This is a genomic window from Mesorhizobium sanjuanii, assembly GCF_002529485.1.
In the GTDB taxonomy this organism is placed as follows: domain Bacteria; phylum Pseudomonadota; class Alphaproteobacteria; order Rhizobiales; family Rhizobiaceae; genus Mesorhizobium; species Mesorhizobium sanjuanii.
Genome location: NZ_NWQG01000011.1, coordinates 20,167 through 36,680, shown reverse-complemented (window position 1 = coordinate 36,680; position 16,514 = coordinate 20,167). Strand labels below are relative to the sequence as shown.

Here is a 16,514-nt window from a genome sequence, read left to right as displayed (position 1 = left end):
GGGCCAGATTGGCTGAGTTTCGGCGCTCAGAAGAAATTTTCATTTATCGCAAACGCAAGCAGGATTTTTTGGCGAGCGACACCCCGCAATTTATGCTTTCGAGAGTGCGATGCAACAGCAGATAGACTTACAATCCCTGAATCTCAGCGGAAACCGGATACCGAGGCCCGTCAGATACCCTTCAGGTCGCCCGCCGCGACAACGGGACCGGTCGGCTGGCCGGTCGGCGAACCGCCGGTGGGCTCGAGGCTGACCGCGAGCACGGCGCCTTGCGCAAGCTTCTGCTGCACGACCGGCGACGCTGTGAGGTGCGTGGTGGCACCGGCCGGGATGACGCCCATCGAGACCGGCGCGTTCTTGCCCTCGATCATCCACAGTTCGAAATCCTTGCCGGCGGCGCGCTCGCCCGAAACGTGGGAAAGGCCGACATCGTGCGTGGCCGCGTCATAGACGACAAGATATTTGACGTCGCTGCCGTCGGCGGCCAGCGAGGCGACGAGCCGCTCCTGCTCGACCGGCGGGCTGACATAGGGCACGGCGATATAGATCGCCAGCGCTGCCAGCGCCGTGGCAGCAACGCTGCGCCAAAAACCGAGGCTCGACCAGAGGCCGGTCCGAGGTTCGGCGGAGCTGGCTGGCGTCGAGGCAAACAGCCGCCGATCGATCGCCACCTTGACGGAGGCTGGAGGCTCGACCGCAGCATAGGCGGTGGCCAGAGGCGAAAAATGTACCTCCCAGACATCGACGAGGCGGGCGAAGGTGGATTCGGTATCGACGCGACGGGACGCAATCTGGCGCTCATCTTTGGCCAGAACGCCAAGAACGTATTCGGCGGCGAGAAGGTCGTCGCCTCCACGTTCCGGTCCGTTGTCCTCTGCCAGCGTCATCTTTCCAGGCATTCTCTCAGTTTCAGCAGACTGCGCCGCAGCCAGGTCCGCATCGTGTTCAACGGTACGCCATGGCGCTCCGCCAGTTCGGCATAGCTTTCGCCGTTCAAATAGGCGCCCCGGACGGCCGCCGCCCGGTCCTTCTCCAGCTCATCGAGACAATGATGGACGCGCTCGGCCTCACCGCCCGCCACAACCATGGCCTCGGGTCCCGGCGCCGGATCGGCCACGTCGAGCGCGGCATTAATGTCCGCGGCGGGCTTGCGGCGCGCCCTGATGCGATCGATCGCATGATTGCGCGCTATGGCCACCAGCCAGGAGATCGGGCTCAGATCCGAAACGGCAAAACGATCCGCCTTCGTCCATATCTTGACGAAGACCTCTTGCAGCGCCTCTTCAGCTTCTCCCCGGTCATTCAATACACGAAGGCAGACGCCGAAAAGTTTCGCGCTCGTCTGCCGGTAAAGCAGGTCGAACGCGGCCCGGTCCTTCATCGAAGTCCGGACTATCAACTTGGTGATGTCCTGCGGCGTCATCGGCCGCCAAATTAGAAGATTGCAATGTATTTGCAACGGCCGAACGCTCCATACGCCGGCATTTGCACGTCAATTGCCAAGGAGACTGCCGCAAGCTAGCTTTGCCAATAGCGGGGACGCAGGAATGTCGGTCGAACGCGCTCTGTGGGAGCTTGATGCAACCGGCGTGGCCAGCCTGGTGCGCAAGGGAGAGATCTCGGCGCCGGAGCTTGTCGATGCAGCCATTGCCCGGGCCGAGGCCACGCGTCCCGATATCAACGCCATTGCCGAGCCGCTTTACGAGGCAGCGCGGACGCGGGCGAAAACCGTCGACCGTAATCTGCCGCTGGCCGGCGTGCCTTTTGCGATCAAGGATCTCGGCATCGCCATGAAGGGCGTGCCGACGCATTCTGGCAGCCGCATTCCCGCCTTCACCGCCGACTTCAACTCGGTGATGACCGAGCGCCACCTGGCCGCCGGCCTGATCCCTATCGCCACCAGCACCTCGCCTGAACACGGGCTGAGGCTGATGACCGAATCGGCCGCTTTCGGCATTACCCGCAATCCGTGGAACACGGCGCACACCAGCGGCGGCTCGTCGGGAGGTGCGGCGGCGCTGGTCGCGGCCGGCGTCGTGCCGGTGGCGCATGCCTCGGACGGCGGCGGCTCGATCCGCGTTCCGGCCGCCTGCACCGGGCTGGTGGGCTTGAAAACCGCGCGCGGCCGCGTGCCGCTGACGCCGCTGGTCACCGAAAGCTGGTATGGCCTGGTCGTCGACCACGCGCTGGCCCGCTCGGTCCGGGATTCGGCCTTGCTGCTTGATCTCACCCACGGACCCGATCCGCTGTCGCCCTATGCGGCGCCATGGCCGAAAGGCGCCTTTGCCGCCGCTGCAGCGCGCGACCCCGGCAAGCTCAAGCTCGCCGCCTACCGGAAATCGCCGCTTGGCCTGCCGATATCGGCCGAGGCACAGACGGCGCTGGACACGGCCGTGGCGCTGGCGCGCGAAGGCGGCCACAGCGTCGAGGAGATCGACCTGCCCTATATCGATCGCGATTTCATGGCGGATTTCTGCAAGACCGTCGCGGCGGCAGTGGCCGGCATCATACGGCTTGAAGGTGCGCGCGTCGATCGCTCCATCTCCCGTGACCTGGAGCGCGCTACGCGGGTCATCGGCCGCTTCGGCGAAATCACTTCTGCCGGCGAGATCTATGCCGGCCTGCAGCGGCTGCATGCCACATCGCGCCCGCTGATCAGCGAGACCGCGCAATATGACGCCGTGCTGATGCCCATCATCGCGCACCCGCCGCTGGCCTGCGGCGCCATGGACCCGAAGGGTGCCGATGAGTTCATCGAGAACATGCTGGACCGGCTGCATCTCACCCGCCTGCTGCGGTTCAAGCCACTGCTTGGCCAGTTGATGGACAAGAGCCTGTGGTTCACCCACTGGCCGGCGATCCAGAATGTCAGCGGCCAGCCGTCGATCGCGTTGCCTGTCCATGTCACCGAGGCCGGCTTGCCGCTGGGCATCCAGGCCGCCGGCCGGCCCGGGGACGAGGAGACGCTTTTGTCGCTTGCCGCGCAGATGGAGAAGATTTCGGGGTGGCTCAAGCGGCGGGCGCCGCTCAGGGTCCCGGCCTGACGGCGGGCCGATTTCATCATTTTGACAGCAAAGCCGTTTGCGGCCTGCCGCAATTCCCGCTAAGACGCCGCCGTTCTTTCCTGATGCATGTCGCCCAAAAGTGCCCAGCGGTTTTGGGACAACGACATGCATAAACCAAAAGCCGGGAACATACCGATGACGGACGTCGCCGCCACCGCCGAAATGCAGGCCGCGCTGCTTTCGCGAGCACTGCCCTACATGCAGCGCTACGAGAACAAGACCGTGGTGGTGAAATATGGCGGCCATGCCATGGGCGACATTGAACTCGGCAAGGCCTTTGCCCGCGACATCGCGCTGTTGAAGCAATCCGGTGTCAACCCGATCGTCGTGCATGGCGGCGGGCCGCAGATCGGCGCGATGCTGACCAAGATGGGCATCGAATCGAAATTCGAGGGCGGCCTGCGCGTCACCGACCAGAAGACGGTCGAGATCGTCGAGATGGTGCTGGCGGGCTCGATCAACAAGGAGATCGTGGCGCTGATCAACGCCGAGGGCGAGTGGGCGATCGGCCTGTGCGGCAAGGACGGCAACATGGTGTTCGCCGAGAAGGCACGAAAGACCATGATCGACCCGGACTCCAATATCGAGCGCGTGCTCGATCTTGGCTTCGTCGGCGAGCCGGTCGAGGTCGACCGCACGCTGCTCGACCTGCTGGCGCGTTCCGAAATGATCCCGGTGCTGGCGCCGGTGGCGCCCGGCCGCGACGGCCACACCTACAACATCAACGCCGACACCTTTGCCGGCGCCATCGCCGGCGCCTGCCAGGCGACACGCCTGCTGTTCCTCACCGACGTGCCCGGCGTGCTCGACAAGAACAAGAAGCTGATCGACGAATTGACGGTGGCCGAGGCGAAAGCGCTGATCAAGGACGGCACGGTGTCCGGCGGCATGATCCCCAAGGTCGAGACCTGCATCGAGGCGATCGAGCGTGGTGTCGAAGGCGTCGTCATCCTGAACGGCAAGACGCCGCATTCGGTGCTGCTCGAACTCTTCACCGAACACGGCGCCGGCACGTTGATCGTGCCATAAGCGGCAGCGGCCCTTGTCGCTCGCCGCCAGTCGATCTAGGCGGCACGCCTATCTGCGGCGGACGGCAGATTGCAGGGTCACCGTGAGGCCGGGCCTCAATAAGAATTCCGGATTCTCGAACCCCACTGCGACCGCCATAGCCTGCGTTTGCGGGTCGAACTCGCCGGTCCCTTCTACCAGGCGTCCTGTGTGGGGATACTTTTCGCCGTTCGGCAGGACGAGCGTATACTCCAGCATTTCGCCTCCGTTCTTGCGGACATCAAACATTTCCCGGCGCTCGGCGTAGGCGTCGAAAGGTACTTCGCCAACGACCTTGATCGGATCCAACTGAATGATGACAGCCAACCGGTTTTGGTTGAGCGCTTCCAGCGTTAAGTAGGCGCCTTCCCGGACAAAAGGTTGGCTGATCATTCCGTCAATCGGAGCAAACAGTTTCGTCTGATCCAATTGTAGCTGCGCAATCCCTACGTTGGCTTTGGCCGCATCGACGTTGGCCGCAGCGATACCTCGCTGCGCTTGCGCTTCAAGCACTTGCATGTCCGACGAGACGTTGCGAGCCTGCAGTGCTTCCGCATTTTTCAGCTTCACGTCGGCAAGCTGAAGTTGAGCCTCCATCACCTTCTGTTGCGCTTGAGCGGTATCAAGAGTGAGCTTTCTGAACTTCACGTCGAACTCAAAGAGCAAATCGCCCTTTTTCACGATCTGCCCCGTGGTGAAGTTGATCTTGGCCAGCCGTCCGTCGACGCGTGCGGCGATTTCGGCTTCACGGGCTGCAATGACTTTGCCCTTGAATTCGTATACTTTGCTCTCAAGTGAATCCTGCGCCGTGGCTGTCTGCGCCGCAAGGCAGCAGGCAGCGACAAAGATGCACAATGCCGCCAAACTGAGCGTTCGCGCGGGAAAGCTGTTTCCGACCATTAGACTCCTCCCGGGTTTCGCACCATTGCCCACTGTTCGAAAGAACCCCTAAGTGGCGCCCCGCCACGGCGAGGTCTCATCAGTTGGCGGCCTTTGCGACTCCGAGTTCCTTGTCGACCTCGTTCTCGAAGGCGCGCTTCTTGCCGGCGATGAAGCGGCGGTAGCCTTCAGGGTCGATCCAAGCGGCAACACCCTCGGTCTTGGCCCGTTCGCGCTTGCCGGCGAAGTCGTAATATTCGTTGTGCTGCGCCAGCCAGATGTCGGGCTTCAGCATTTCCAGCATGTGGTGCGTCCGCCGGTAGTCGTCGGCGATGCCAAGATATGAAGGGTCCTTCACCAGCCGGTAGCCGGGGTTGAACCCCGATCCATCGGGGAACACCACGACATAGGCCTTGCCGTCAACCATGAGGTTGGCGACCCAGGTCGTGGCCCCGCGCGTATGGCCCGGCGTCAGATAGGCGGTGAGCATTACATCGCCCAACCTCACCGTGTCGCCGTCGCGCAGCACGCGGTCGACCTTGACCGGTGGATAGAGAAAATCGTCGGCGTATTTGAAGTCGCCCTTGTCGCCGCTCTCCATCGCCGGGACATCTTCGCGCATCACCGCCATCTCGGCCCCGTACTTCTCCTTGAGATAGGCGAAGGCACCGGCATGATCGATATGCGCATGAGCGTTGATCATCACCTTGATGTCTTCTGGCTTGAAACCGAGCTTTTTGATCGACTCCTCGATCATTGGCCCGGAAGACGGCATGCCGGTGTTCATCAGGATGTGGCCTTCAGGCGTAGTGAACAGGAACACGCCGAGCCCTTTGGTGCCGACGAAGTAGATCGGCCCGAGGATATGAACCGGCTCCTCCTGCTCTTCCCATTTCAGGGCCTTCCTCGCGAGCTTGAGGAAAAGATTGTTGTCGTTGGCGAGCTGTTCCTCGGTCGGAATTTTTTCCGGCGATGTCTGCGAAAACGCCGGCGTCGCAAGGCCGATAGCAAACACTCCTGCAAGGAACAAACTGCCGACCTTCAAACCAGAGGCGAGCATCCCGTCCTCCTCAGACGATTCGACCAGGGCCTTCCGGCCGTCAACCTAACTGTCCTACCAGAACATAGCACTGGAGAACCAAATCGGCGAGGTCTATTGCTTGCCGATGTAAGCTATGATCCTTGCCGTCAATCCCTGAAAATGGCGCGACCAAGCCATTCCGCCAAACCAAGGTGAACGACAATGTTTTGACGTGTCCGGGGCAGCCGCGCTTCCGCGCGAGCGGGCTCTATCTTCGGCCGCACAGCGGCCCTCGACGGAACCCGCCGTCAGCGGTTTCGGTCCATCCGGGTAACGATCGCTCTACCGGCCCGTCCGCATCGCGCTTCTATTCGGAGTCGCACAAATGGCGCTCCATGATGGGTTTCGACGAGGCGGTCGCCCACGCTGACAGCGCGTGCTCTGGTTGACAAGGAATGGACCGGACCAACCGGCACAGGGATCGCGACGGACTGACCTTTCCCTCGCGGAGTTGAACGTAAGCCGCAGAGGCGGTCCGCATGTCCTAGTCGTCGATCTGGATCTGGTATCGGCTCGGTTCAGCAGTTTGCGTGCAGCTTTTCCTGAGGTGCTGATTGTCCCGATGTGGGCGTTCTGTATATCGCAAACTGCCGCCAGGCCGCGCTAACGCTCTTCCTCAACAACGAGAGACAAGAAATGGGCCGATTTCTTTTTTCGACAGATCTGGCTGAGTGATCCCTAATGTGGTCTCAAACAGAAATGCGGGATGCCCGATTTCCACAGGGCTAATTCCCCTACGGCTGGGTAGCGCTAGCGAATTCGCGTGGCCCACTCTCGGAAATTCTCAAGAAGCGAACGAAGGTGGAGTGGGCCGCCAGCCCCCATGAAACACGTTCCCCTCCGTCCAGCAGGCCCACCAGTCGGTTTCGTGACCGTAGTTGTGCGAGATCAGATCAAGGGTCCGCCCGTCGCAGTCTGTCCCTACAAGGTCAATCTTTAAGGACCAGCCCGAGTTATCGATGGTGCTGATTGAAGGACCAAACGCATGCTCCCAATCCCCATCGCATTGAGCTTCATACCAGCGGGCTAGCCAATCTAGAACATCCATCCAGCTAAGCTATCGGACCGGCTACAGCATAGGAAGAAGGCTTCGGGCTAGCCGGGTTTGTCAAATACATAATCGCCTCAAGGGGTACGGAGGTGAGGTGATTTCATCGCCTGAGATGGCTGAGCGGGACATGGCCCGGCCCCTTGATGTTCTGCAGCACAAGCTGCGTGTGGACGTCGCGCACGCCGGCGAGCCGCATCAGCCGGTGCATGACGAAGGCGTTGAGTTCGTCGACCGATGGCACCATCACATGCAGCAGGAAATCGTGGTCGCCGGTCATCGTCCAGCATGACGAGACCTCGTCCATGCGCTGCACGGCGGCAATGAAGCTTTCCGGTGAGCCATCGCTGTGGCTGACCAGACGCACCTGGATGAAGACCTCGACCATCAGGCCGACAGCGCGGCGGCTGAGCACGGCGGCAAAGCCCTTGATGATGCCGGCACTTTGCAGGGCCTCGAAGCGGCGCGCGCATGGCGTCGTCGACAGGCCGATCTGCTCGGCCAGTTCGGATACCGGCTTGCGACCGTCGCGCTGCAGGATATCGAGCATCTTGATCTCGAAATCGTCAAACTGAGGCATTTTCACTCTCCAACAGCTCTGTAGTGGTGAGTTTTACCTCAAATCCTGCATTCAAGCCATCATCAAGGCTGATTTGCCTCGCCGGCTTTGCGTAATCTTGACTGGAAGCCCGATGGCCACGATTGCGAGGAGAACAGCCATGACGATGAGCGTTGCCGACTACGCGAGAGAATGTGCTGCACAAGGGCTGCGCGGTGACTATTCGGTCTGCCGTGCCGATTTCACGGTGGCGCAGGGGTACGACTACAGCGCCGACGAACAGGCGGTGTGGCGCACGCTGTGCGACCGGCAGACGAAACTGACGCGCAAGCTGGCGCATCATTCCTATCTCGACGGCGTCGCCGAACTTGGTCTTCTCGACCAGATCCCGGATTTCGGCGCGGTCAGTGAAAAGCTGCGCAAGCTGACAGGCTGGGAGATCGTCGCCGTGCCCGGCCTTATTCCCGCCGCGCCGTTTTTCGACCACCTCGCCCACCGCCGCTTTCCGGTCACCAACTGGCTACGGACGCGCCAGGAGCTCGACTACATCGTCGAGCCGGACATGTTCCACGACTTCTTCGGCCATGTGCCGGCGCTGACGCAGCCGGTCTTCGCCGACTTCATGCAGATGTATGGAGAGAGGGCCGAGGACGTGATCGCGCTCGGCGGCGACGAGATGATCACCCGGCTCTACTGGTATACGGCCGAGTACGGGCTGATGCAGGAGGCCGGCCAACCGCTGAAAGCGTTCGGCGCCGGACTGATGTCATCCTTCACCGAACTGCAATTCGCCGTCGAAAGCAGGGATGCGCACCATGTCGCCTTCGATCTGGAAACGGTGATGCGCACCGGCTACGAGATCGACAAGTTCCAGCGCGCCTATTTCGTGCTGCCGTCCTTCGACGCCTTGCGCGACGCGTTCCAGACCGCCGACATGGCCGCTATCGTCGGACGTAACAAGGGCAAGCCGGCGCTCGACCCGGCAACCGTCTGACGGCTCAGCCGGTTTCTGCCTTCAGCCGGGCAATCTGCTCGCGCTGAAGGTCGAGCGCCGCTGTCGTGAACCGCAAGATCGTGGCCGGCTCGGCGTCGCTGCAATACGATTTGAGCGGAACCATCAGACGGCGATCAGCTTGCCGAGGTGATCGCCCAGCCGGCAGGCCAATGCGGTGATCGTGGTCGTCGGGTTGCATTCGCCGGACGTGCAGAATACCGAGGAGCCGCCGACGTAGAGATTGTCCATGCCGTGCACCTTTGAATTAGCGTCGACCACGCTCTTGGTGACGTCGGTACCCATGCGGGTGCCGCCCATGTGATGGTGGCCGGCCAGTTCCTCATTCGTCGGATAATCCCCGCCATTGACGATCCAGTCGGCGATACGCACACGGCCGAGGTTCTTCTGAACAAGCGTGGTGCCGAACAACCTCAATCCCTCCAGCAGGGTGCGGTGTTCCATCTCCGACTTCTTCCAGTGCAGTTCGATGCGCGGCACGCCGGCGTGGTCGACATCGGTTTTCGACAGTTCGATCTGGTTCGAAGCCAGCGGCGCCTGTTCCCAGGCGACATAGAGCTGAGCGGCGCAGCGCAAATTCTGGCTGAGCTGATAGGCCACCCATTCGGCCATGTCGGGTGCGGTGCAAGCGAGGTCGGCAACCAGGCTTTTGATGCCCGCATAGGGCGTCTCGATCAGCCGGATACCGAAATTCATGATCTTCAGGCGCTCCATCGCGGCGAGCGTCGGCGAGAAGAAGGCCTCGTTGGTGGCATCGACCTCGAACTCGCTGTAGTCGGCGAGAATGGCATTGCCGCCTTCGAAGGTCGGATGCTCCATCCAATAGCGGCCGAGAGCCGCGGCATTCGGCACCACGCCGCCGTTCGAGCGCTGGTTCGACCACAAAAGCAGCCGTGAATTCTCCAGTCCGCCGGTGCAGACGATGAAATAATCGGCAGTGAAGGATCCGGCATCCTGCCCGTTCGACCACAGTTTGGCGCCGGTCACCCGTCTGCCGTCGCCGGCCAGTTCGGTGGCGTAGGTGTTGAGCACGACGGCGATGTTTTTGCTCTTGTCGAGTTCGTCGGCATATTTTTCGCCGAAGCGCACGGCCGGGCTCTTGATCAGCTGCACCCAGCGAATGTCGTCCGAGATCGACACATCCGGCCGGAAGTCGGGAAGTTCGAGAATGTCGTGGACTTCGTTCAGATAGGGCTCGATATCGGCGCGGCTGATCGGCCAGCCGGTATCGGGCGCCCAGGCCTTCGGCTCGAAATCCTGTTTGTCGAGCACCCGGCACCAGCCGGCCCAGTGATTGGAGCTGCCGCCGAGGAAGCGCAGGCGGGTGATGTCGAGATCGAAATAGGGATCGCCGACCGTGCTGCCACGGTAGAAATCCTGCGAATCATCGCTGAATTCGCGGGGGCCGGCCTCAAGCACCACAACCGGAATGCCGGCGGCGCCAAGCTTCCTGGCGATCGTGGTGCCGGCCGGCCCGGAGCCCAGGATGCAGACCTTGGGAGTGAAATTGGCAGCGCGGAAGGCCTCGTAGCTGTCGAAGATCATGCGAGATCGCTCCGCTTCAGGATCCAGCCATTGATCTCGACGATCGCGTCCGGATCGGCATCGGGGCGATCAGCCTTGGGCAGTCCGCGGAACAGCGACAGGGTCGGCAACGCGATCAGCGCCTGCATGACCATGCGGCGCGATATTTTTTTGGTGAAGAAACTCATGATACGTCTCTCGATTGGGACTTCGATCCACGCATGGCTTTCCCTCAACGGCACATGCTCGCCAGGAGAAGCCAAATCCATGCCAAACCTAGCTGGAAACCTGCTTCAGGCGTGTGAACGGGCGGCATGAATTCAAACAGGGTTAGGATTGTGCTAACGGCCGGAATTGCTCAGGCGGCCTCGGAAATGTCGTTGTCGAGGATCGTCAGATTGCGGCCGCGGTGCTTGGCCTCATAGAGGCGCTGATCGGCGGCGCGCATCAGTTCCGACACGGCGGCATCCTCGCCGCACAGGGTGCCGCCGATGCTGACGGTAAGGGGTATGACTCGCTCGTCAACCGGTCGGAAGCGGATCAGCTCGACCTCACGGCGGATGCGCTCGGCGACGCGTTTGGCTTCCTGGTCGGTGGCGCCGGCCAGGAACGCGGCGAATTCCTCGCCGCCGATGCGGCCGAGCACGTCGCCGCTGCGCACGCCACGTTCGATGGCGGCGGCGATCAGGAGCAGCGCGTCATCGCCGGTCAGGTGACCGAAGCTGTCGTTGATCTTCTTGAAGTGATCGGCATCGATGATCAGCAACGCACCGCGATCGGATCTGCGACGCGAGCCTTCGAGCGCGGCAAAGAAGCTCTCGCGGTTGAGCATGCCGGTCATGTCGTCGCGGCTCGCCTTCTCCGACAGGCGCCGGTGCGCAGCAGCGAGCTGGGCATGGGCGCGGGCGAGATCGCGGTGAGCGCTTTTCAGCCTCTCGCCTTGCCAGAACGTGTAGGCGCCGGCGATCCAGGCGAGAGCCAGTGGACAGACCGTGGATGTCAGCCAGATGGTGCGGTTGATTGGAAAGCCCATGGCCGGAACGACGATCAACGTCAGCAGGAGCGAGGCCGCGAGGGAGGCGAAAGCGACGGCGGCGGACTTCAGAAATATGCGACTCATCGCTGGCTCCCACTGGACCGTCTCTGTGCCAGCAAGCCCTGAACGCCATCTTTCGGCGATAGCTAAAATTTGAATCGTGGCGCCACTTTCACCGCCCGGGACGCGCATAAGTTGTGGATAAAGCCTCTGCCAAAGGCATCGTTTCGTGCCATAAGGATCGCATGACCGCGCTCCCCGACCCCGCCCGTTTTGCCCATGTCACCGACTGGGTGTTTGACCTCGATAACACACTCTATCCGCATCATTCGAATCTGTTCTCGCAGATCGACGTGAAGATGACCGCCTATGTCGGAGAATTGCTGACCTTGCCGCGCGAGGATGCACGCAAGCTGCAGAAGGAACTCTATCAGGAATACGGCACGACGCTGAACGGGCTGATGACGCGCCATGGCATCGACCCCGACGACTTTCTCGAGAAGGTCCACGACATCGACTATTCCTGGCTGGTGCCCGATCCCGTTCTCGGTACTGCTATTCGCCAGCTACCCGGCCGCAAGTTCATTTTCACCAATGGCGATCGCAGGCATGCCGAACGCACCGCGCGCCAACTCGGCATTCTCGAACATTTCGACGACATCTTCGATATCATCGCCGCCGGGCTCACGCCAAAGCCGGCGCGGCAGAGCTATGAGAAATTCGCGGAACTCCACGCCATCACCGGCCACAATGCGGTGATGTTCGAGGATCTCGCCCGCAACCTATCCGTTCCCAAATCGCTGGGCATGACCACGGTGCTGGTGGTGCCGCGCAATTTCGAGCCGACCTTCTCGGAAATCTGGGAACGCGACCCGGCCAATGAGGACGATGTGGATTTCGTCACCGACGATCTCGCGACGTTTCTCACGGCGATTGTGGAGGGGGTAGAGGAATCGAAGAACTGAGGAATTGAAGAACTGGGGAACGGAGGAACGATCCGGGCCTCCTTTTCCTCAATTCTTCAGTTCTTCAATTCCCCAGTTCGCCGACCTACTCCCCTAGCTTGTAGAAGCGGCTGATAATCCCCCAGGCCTCGTCGGCGGTATCGACGAAATCGATGATGTCCTGGTCGCCGGGCGTGATCGTGCCTTGCTCGGCGAGGAAATCGAGGTCGATAGCCTTCTTCCAGAAAGCCTTGCCGAACAGGATCACCGGCACCCGCTCCATGCGTCCGGTCTGGATCAGGGTCAGTGCCTCGAAGAACTCGTCCATGGTGCCGAAGCCGCCTGGAAAAACCGCGACCGCCTTGGCTCGCATAATGAAATGCATCTTGCGGACCGCGAAATAGTGGAAGTTGAAGCAGAGTTCGGGTGTCACATAGGCATTCGGCGCCTGCTCGTGCGGCAGCACGATGTTGAGGCCGATCGATGGCGCGCCGACATCGTCGGCGCCGCGGTTTCCGGCCTCCATGACGCCTGGGCCGCCGCCGGTGGCGACCACGAATTCCCGGTAGTAGGAGGTGGCCGACTGCCGCGAGCAGAGGCGGGCGAACTTGCGCGCCTCCTCGTAATATTTGCTGTTTTTCTCGAGGTTCTTCTTCTGCGTCTCGTTCTTGGCCGCCCAGGCTTCGCCGCCGGGTTCGGGAATGCGCGCGCCGCCGAACAGGATGACGGTCGAGCGGATGCCGCGTTCGGCCAGGATCATCTCCGGCTTCAACAGCTCAAGCTGCAGCCTGACCGCGCGCAATTCGCGCCGCGTCATGAAGTCGGGGTCGTTCCAGGCCAGCCGGTAGGTATCGGCGCGCGTCTGCGGCGTGTCAGGAACGCTTTTCGACCGCTCCAGATCCTCGTCCGAATGCGGCAGCGGCGTCCATCCCGCCTTTTCCATTGGATTCATATTGTTCTACCCGTCCAACTCTTCACTTGCGCCGTCCCATGACGCAGCCGCGATTGACCCCTACCCGACCTTCACATAGGGTCCGCGCGACTTTCAAAACAGGTTAAGGCGTGGCCCCTTAACAGCGTGGTAATGGAGCGAATTCATGTCGAAGCCGGATCTCGTGAGCCTCGAAATGACCATCGAGAAAGCCTTCGAGGAACGCGATGCGATTTCGACCGCAACCCGCGGCGCGACGCGCGACGCCATCCAGTCGGCGCTCGACCTGCTCGACCGCGGCACCGTGCGCGTCGCCGAGCGTCAGGCAGACGGCAAATGGCATGTCAACCAATGGCTGAAGAAGGCGGTGCTGTTGTCCTTCCGGCTCAACCCGATGGAAATCATCAAGGGCGGCCCCGGCCAGGCCGTGTGGTGGGACAAGGTGCCGTCGAAATTTGATGGCTGGAGCGCCGTCGATTTCGAGAAGGCCGGCTTCCGCGCCGTGCCCTCGTCGGTCGTGCGCCGCTCGGCTTACGTCGCGCCGGGCGTCGTGCTGATGCCGTCCTTCGTCAATGTCGGCGCCTATGTCGACAGCGGCACCATGGTCGACACATGGGCCTCGGTCGGCTCCTGCGCCCAGATCGGCAAGAACGTTCATCTGTCGGGCGGCGTCGGCATCGGCGGCGTGCTGGAGCCGATGCAGGCCGGTCCGACCATCATCGAGGACAATTGCTTCATCGGCGCACGCTCCGAAGTGGTCGAGGGCTGCATCGTGCGCGAAGGGTCGGTGCTCGGCATGGGCGTCTTCATCGGCCAGTCGACCAAGATCGTCGACCGCGCCACCGGCGAGATCTTCTACGGCGAGGTGCCGGCCAATTCCGTCGTCGTCGCCGGTTCGCTGCCGGGCAAGCCCTTTCCAAACAACGAGCCCGGGCCTAGTCTCTACTGCGCCGTCATCGTCAAGCGGGTCGACGCCAGGACTCGTTCAAAAACCTCGATCAACGAATTGCTGCGCGATTGATCTTTTCCCGGAACAAACGCACTTTCCGCCGGCGCGACGATCCGTCGCGCTGGCTGTTGGCGAAGCTTGGCATCCTCGAAAGCAGCAAAGGCGCCAACCAATACGGACCGGACCCGCTTGCCTGACAGATCAGATCTCATCTGGCTTTTCTTCAGAATATCAGGCCGTGTCAGCCGCGCGGCCTATTTTCTCGGAGGGTTGCTCGTCGCCATCATACAAGCCTTCCCGCTCTATCGCTTCACGCTGGTGGCGGAAGGCACGACGGAGAGCAACGTGTGGTCGTTCATATTCTTCATCGCCTTCGTCGCCTCGCTCTGGTCGAACGTGGCACTGGCGGTGAAGCGGCTGCACGACCTCGACAAGCCGGGGATAGCAGCGCTGGTGCTTTTCGTGCCTGTTGTCTCGATTGTCGCGTTCCTCGTGCTCTGCCTGTTTCCCGGGCAGCCGGGACCCAACCGCTATGGCAAACGCACCAATTCACCGGCCGAATCCTAGAGCCGGATGATTTCAGGTCAAGTCGACCTGAAATCTGAATTCGGCTCTAAATCAAAGAGATAGAGCATGATGTCATCCGGAAACCGCTTCACACTTTTCGGCATCATGCTCTAGCATCGCCGAAAACCTGAATATCGATCGAGTTTCTCGCCATGCGCTACCGCACGCTTGATTCGAAACTGATCATCGAAACCGCCGAGCGGCTGGAAGAGCGCGTCGCAGAGCGTTTTCCCGACGCAGGCCTGCGTGGCGTCGCCGCCGAACTCGTGTCGCTGTCACGCGACCTTGCCAAGTCGGCGAAGGCGCTGGAAGCGCCGATCTGGTGGCTGCGCGGCGCCATTGTGGCCGCCATCGTCATAGGTGCGCTGATGTTCCTGTTCGTCGGCACGATCCTGCCGCTCGGCCGCCTCTCGCGAACCCACGACGCCATCCAGTCGGTGCAAGGCATTGAATCCTCGGTCAACATGATCCTCCTCGCGGTGATCGGCTTCCTGACGCTGATCCGGAGCGAGGAGCGCATCAAGCGCAAGCGCGTGTTTCGCGAGCTTCATGGTTTGCGATCGCTGATCCATGTCATCGACATGCATCAGCTCACCAAGGATCCGGCCGCCCTCTCAACCCATTTCAAGCCGACGGCGCATTCACCTGCCCGCATCACCAACGCCGCCGACCTTGCCCGCTATCTCGATTACTGCTCCGAAATGCTGTCGATCACCGGCAAGATCGCCGCGCTCTTTGCCCAGTCGGTGAACGATGATGTGGTGATCAACGGCGTCAACGACATCGAGAACCTGGCTTCCAACCTGTCGCGAAAGATCTGGCAGAAGATCACCTTGATCGAAAGCCGCCCGCCGGCGTCGCAACCTGCTCCGGCTCCAAGCCCGGCGATCCACGCTGCTTCGCTTCCGCCTCACGCATCAGAACCGTGATCCGCTTGACCAACGGCGCCCGCGTGCCGGCCTTGTCGGCCAGGCGCAGGATCGCACCCTGCAATTCGTCGATCTCCGTCGGCCGGCCGCGCTGCAAATCGTCCCACATCGACGAGCGTGCCGCGGCGTCGATTGCAAGCATCCTCCGCGCCAGGACCTTGAACAGCCAGTCGGGCAGACGCAGCACCTTTGGCAGCAGAGCCGGGCGCAGGCCGGCGATCCGTGCCGGCTCGATGCCTGAGGCCTTCATCGCCGCCAGTGCCTCTTCGATCTGGCCGGCCAGGATCAGGCGCCAACGGCGATCGGCAAGTTCCGTCGCCAGCGGCAGGTCGGACAGCGCCACGAGAGCGTTGTTGAGGTTCATCAAAAGCTTGCCCCACAGCACCGATTTCATGTCGCGGTGGGTTTCGACTGCTAGCCCCTCGACCGCAAGCTGACCGGCAAGGTCTGCCGCTCCGTCTTCGATCAGCACCTTGCCTTCGCTGGCGCGATGCACGCGAAGCGGCAATTCGCCATCCGGCGACTGGACGACGTTGAACGGCACCATGCCGGCGAATACGCGGCGCTGGCCAAGCCCGGTCCGCAGCCTCTCGGCATTGTCGACGCCGTTCTGCAGGCTGACCACCATCGCGTCCGGGCGGGCATGGGCGGCAATGAGCACCGCCATCTCTTCGGTCGCACCGCTCTTGACCGTCACCAGGACGATATCGGCGCCGGACAAGGACACGGCCGGATCGGTGGTGATGGTGAGTGCCCCCGGCGCTATGCGGCGGTCGCGGCCATCGAGGTCGCTGACCCGCAAGCCGGCCTTGCGCACCGCCGCCTCGATACGCGGCCGCGCCAGAAGAATCACCTTGCGCCCGGCGAGCGCCAGACAGCCGCCGACATAGCAGCCGATACTGCCGGCGCCGGCGATGACTATCGTTTTTTCTTGCCTGGCCAT

Annotated in this window: 18 protein-coding genes; 7 read left to right on the top strand and 11 right to left on the bottom strand. The window is 61.9% G+C overall.

Annotated features, from left to right (window positions below; all coding sequences use genetic code 11):
* Window positions 1–170: 170 nt before the first annotated feature.
* Complete coding sequence (locus CN311_RS02495; protein WP_097571856.1) at window positions 171–887, bottom strand: anti-sigma factor; 717 nt, start codon at window positions 885–887, stop codon at window positions 171–173.
* Window positions 884–1,423: a sigma-70 family RNA polymerase sigma factor gene (locus tag CN311_RS02490; protein ID WP_097571855.1), complete on the bottom strand. Its 540-nt coding sequence runs from the start codon at window positions 1,421–1,423 to the stop codon at window positions 884–886. The genes CN311_RS02495 and CN311_RS02490 overlap by 4 nt, the downstream gene beginning before the upstream one ends.
* 124 nt (window positions 1,424–1,547) lie before the next feature.
* Between CN311_RS02490 and CN311_RS02485 the strand changes: the two genes are divergently transcribed.
* Window positions 1,548–3,044 (top strand): amidase, encoded by a 1,497-nt coding sequence (locus CN311_RS02485; protein WP_097571854.1) that lies wholly within the window; start codon window positions 1,548–1,550, stop codon window positions 3,042–3,044.
* A gap of 156 nt (window positions 3,045–3,200) precedes the next feature.
* Entirely contained in the window at window positions 3,201–4,094 is an 894-nt protein-coding gene (gene argB / locus CN311_RS02480; RefSeq protein ID WP_097571859.1) for an acetylglutamate kinase, read from the top strand.
* Window positions 4,095–4,142: 48 nt separating this feature from the next.
* On the opposite strand, the gene CN311_RS02475 is transcribed toward argB, so the two are convergent.
* From CN311_RS02475 to CN311_RS02460, 4 genes are all read right to left on the bottom strand, one after another.
* Window positions 4,143–5,012 carry an efflux RND transporter periplasmic adaptor subunit gene (locus CN311_RS02475; RefSeq protein WP_097571853.1) on the bottom strand — a complete coding sequence of 290 codons (870 nt, stop codon included), beginning with the start codon at window positions 5,010–5,012 and terminating at the stop codon, window positions 4,143–4,145.
* Between the two features lie 79 nt (window positions 5,013–5,091).
* Window positions 5,092–6,051 carry a subclass B3 metallo-beta-lactamase gene (gene bla / locus CN311_RS02470; RefSeq protein WP_097571852.1) on the bottom strand — a complete coding sequence of 320 codons (960 nt, stop codon included), beginning with the start codon at window positions 6,049–6,051 and terminating at the stop codon, window positions 5,092–5,094.
* A gap of 805 nt (window positions 6,052–6,856) precedes the next feature.
* Complete coding sequence (locus CN311_RS02465; RefSeq protein ID WP_245440693.1) at window positions 6,857–7,120, bottom strand: Imm53 family immunity protein; 264 nt, start codon at window positions 7,118–7,120, stop codon at window positions 6,857–6,859.
* Between the two features lie 103 nt (window positions 7,121–7,223).
* Complete coding sequence (locus tag CN311_RS02460) at window positions 7,224–7,700, bottom strand: Lrp/AsnC family transcriptional regulator (protein ID WP_097571858.1); 477 nt, start codon at window positions 7,698–7,700, stop codon at window positions 7,224–7,226.
* 139 nt (window positions 7,701–7,839) lie between these two features.
* On the opposite strand from CN311_RS02460, the gene phhA reads away from it, so the two are divergent.
* Complete coding sequence (gene phhA, locus CN311_RS02455) at window positions 7,840–8,673, top strand: phenylalanine 4-monooxygenase (RefSeq protein ID WP_097571851.1); 834 nt, start codon at window positions 7,840–7,842, stop codon at window positions 8,671–8,673.
* Window positions 8,674–8,796: 123 nt separating this feature from the next.
* Here phhA and CN311_RS02445 read toward each other — a convergent pair whose 3' ends face one another.
* From CN311_RS02445 to CN311_RS02435, 3 genes are all read right to left on the bottom strand, one after another.
* Window positions 8,797–10,236, bottom strand: coding sequence for a GMC oxidoreductase (locus CN311_RS02445; RefSeq protein ID WP_097571850.1), 1,440 nt, complete (start codon window positions 10,234–10,236; stop codon window positions 8,797–8,799).
* The gene (locus tag CN311_RS32410) at window positions 10,233–10,403 is read right to left on the bottom strand and encodes a hypothetical protein (protein WP_165779561.1); all 171 of its coding nucleotides are present in this window, start codon (window positions 10,401–10,403) and stop codon (window positions 10,233–10,235) included. The genes CN311_RS02445 and CN311_RS32410 overlap by 4 nt, the downstream gene beginning before the upstream one ends.
* 170 nt (window positions 10,404–10,573) lie before the next feature.
* Window positions 10,574–11,335, bottom strand: coding sequence for a GGDEF domain-containing protein (locus tag CN311_RS02435; protein ID WP_097571848.1), 762 nt, complete (start codon window positions 11,333–11,335; stop codon window positions 10,574–10,576).
* Between the two features lie 161 nt (window positions 11,336–11,496).
* On the opposite strand from CN311_RS02435, the gene CN311_RS02430 reads away from it, so the two are divergent.
* Window positions 11,497–12,216, top strand: coding sequence for a pyrimidine 5'-nucleotidase (locus CN311_RS02430; protein ID WP_097571847.1), 720 nt, complete (start codon window positions 11,497–11,499; stop codon window positions 12,214–12,216).
* Window positions 12,217–12,301: 85 nt separating this feature from the next.
* Here the strand turns inward: CN311_RS02430 and CN311_RS02425 are convergent, their stop codons facing one another.
* Window positions 12,302–13,147, bottom strand: a complete 846-nt coding sequence (locus tag CN311_RS02425) for an LOG family protein (protein ID WP_097571846.1) — start codon at window positions 13,145–13,147, stop codon at window positions 12,302–12,304.
* Window positions 13,148–13,292: 145 nt separating this feature from the next.
* Between CN311_RS02425 and dapD the strand changes: the two genes are divergently transcribed.
* From dapD to CN311_RS02410, 3 genes are all read left to right on the top strand, one after another.
* Complete coding sequence (gene dapD / locus CN311_RS02420; protein WP_097571845.1) at window positions 13,293–14,147, top strand: 2,3,4,5-tetrahydropyridine-2,6-dicarboxylate N-succinyltransferase; 855 nt, start codon at window positions 13,293–13,295, stop codon at window positions 14,145–14,147.
* A gap of 117 nt (window positions 14,148–14,264) precedes the next feature.
* Complete coding sequence (locus CN311_RS02415) at window positions 14,265–14,642, top strand: DUF805 domain-containing protein (protein WP_097571844.1); 378 nt, start codon at window positions 14,265–14,267, stop codon at window positions 14,640–14,642.
* Window positions 14,643–14,794: 152 nt separating this feature from the next.
* Window positions 14,795–15,571: a hypothetical protein gene (locus CN311_RS02410; RefSeq protein WP_097571843.1), complete on the top strand. Its 777-nt coding sequence runs from the start codon at window positions 14,795–14,797 to the stop codon at window positions 15,569–15,571.
* Here the strand turns inward: CN311_RS02410 and CN311_RS02405 are convergent.
* The gene (locus tag CN311_RS02405) at window positions 15,471–16,514 is read right to left on the bottom strand and encodes a 2-dehydropantoate 2-reductase (protein WP_097571842.1); all 1,044 of its coding nucleotides are present in this window, start codon (window positions 16,512–16,514) and stop codon (window positions 15,471–15,473) included. The two genes, CN311_RS02410 and CN311_RS02405, sit on opposite strands and share 101 nt — an antisense overlap.

Bases quoted from the DNA above. Each gene is read 5' to 3' on its own strand.
- CN311_RS02445 (WP_097571850.1), bottom strand. From the start codon at position 10,236: ATGATCTTCGACAGCTACGAGGCCTTCCGCGCTGCCAATTTCACTCCC.
- dapD (WP_097571845.1), top strand. From the start codon at position 13,293: ATGTCGAAGCCGGATCTCGTGAGCCTCGAAATGACCATCGAGAAAGCC.
- CN311_RS32410 (WP_165779561.1), bottom strand. From the start codon at position 10,403: ATGAGTTTCTTCACCAAAAAAATATCGCGCCGCATGGTCATGCAGGCG.
- CN311_RS02490 (WP_097571855.1), bottom strand. From the start codon at position 1,423: ATGACGCCGCAGGACATCACCAAGTTGATAGTCCGGACTTCGATGAAG.
- phhA (WP_097571851.1), top strand. From the start codon at position 7,840: ATGACGATGAGCGTTGCCGACTACGCGAGAGAATGTGCTGCACAAGGG.
- CN311_RS02475 (WP_097571853.1), bottom strand. From the start codon at position 5,012: ATGGTCGGAAACAGCTTTCCCGCGCGAACGCTCAGTTTGGCGGCATTG.
- CN311_RS02435 (WP_097571848.1), bottom strand. From the start codon at position 11,335: ATGAGTCGCATATTTCTGAAGTCCGCCGCCGTCGCTTTCGCCTCCCTC.
- CN311_RS02405 (WP_097571842.1), bottom strand. From the start codon at position 16,514: ATGGCCAGGCAAGAAAAAACGATAGTCATCGCCGGCGCCGGCAGTATC.
- argB (WP_097571859.1), top strand. From the start codon at position 3,201: ATGACGGACGTCGCCGCCACCGCCGAAATGCAGGCCGCGCTGCTTTCG.
- CN311_RS02495 (WP_097571856.1), bottom strand. From the start codon at position 887: ATGACGCTGGCAGAGGACAACGGACCGGAACGTGGAGGCGACGACCTT.
- CN311_RS02425 (WP_097571846.1), bottom strand. From the start codon at position 13,147: ATGAATCCAATGGAAAAGGCGGGATGGACGCCGCTGCCGCATTCGGAC.
- CN311_RS02460 (WP_097571858.1), bottom strand. From the start codon at position 7,700: ATGCCTCAGTTTGACGATTTCGAGATCAAGATGCTCGATATCCTGCAG.
- bla (WP_097571852.1), bottom strand. From the start codon at position 6,051: ATGCTCGCCTCTGGTTTGAAGGTCGGCAGTTTGTTCCTTGCAGGAGTG.
- CN311_RS02430 (WP_097571847.1), top strand. From the start codon at position 11,497: ATGACCGCGCTCCCCGACCCCGCCCGTTTTGCCCATGTCACCGACTGG.
- CN311_RS02465 (WP_245440693.1), bottom strand. From the start codon at position 7,120: ATGGATGTTCTAGATTGGCTAGCCCGCTGGTATGAAGCTCAATGCGAT.
- CN311_RS02410 (WP_097571843.1), top strand. From the start codon at position 14,795: ATGCGCTACCGCACGCTTGATTCGAAACTGATCATCGAAACCGCCGAG.
- CN311_RS02485 (WP_097571854.1), top strand. From the start codon at position 1,548: ATGTCGGTCGAACGCGCTCTGTGGGAGCTTGATGCAACCGGCGTGGCC.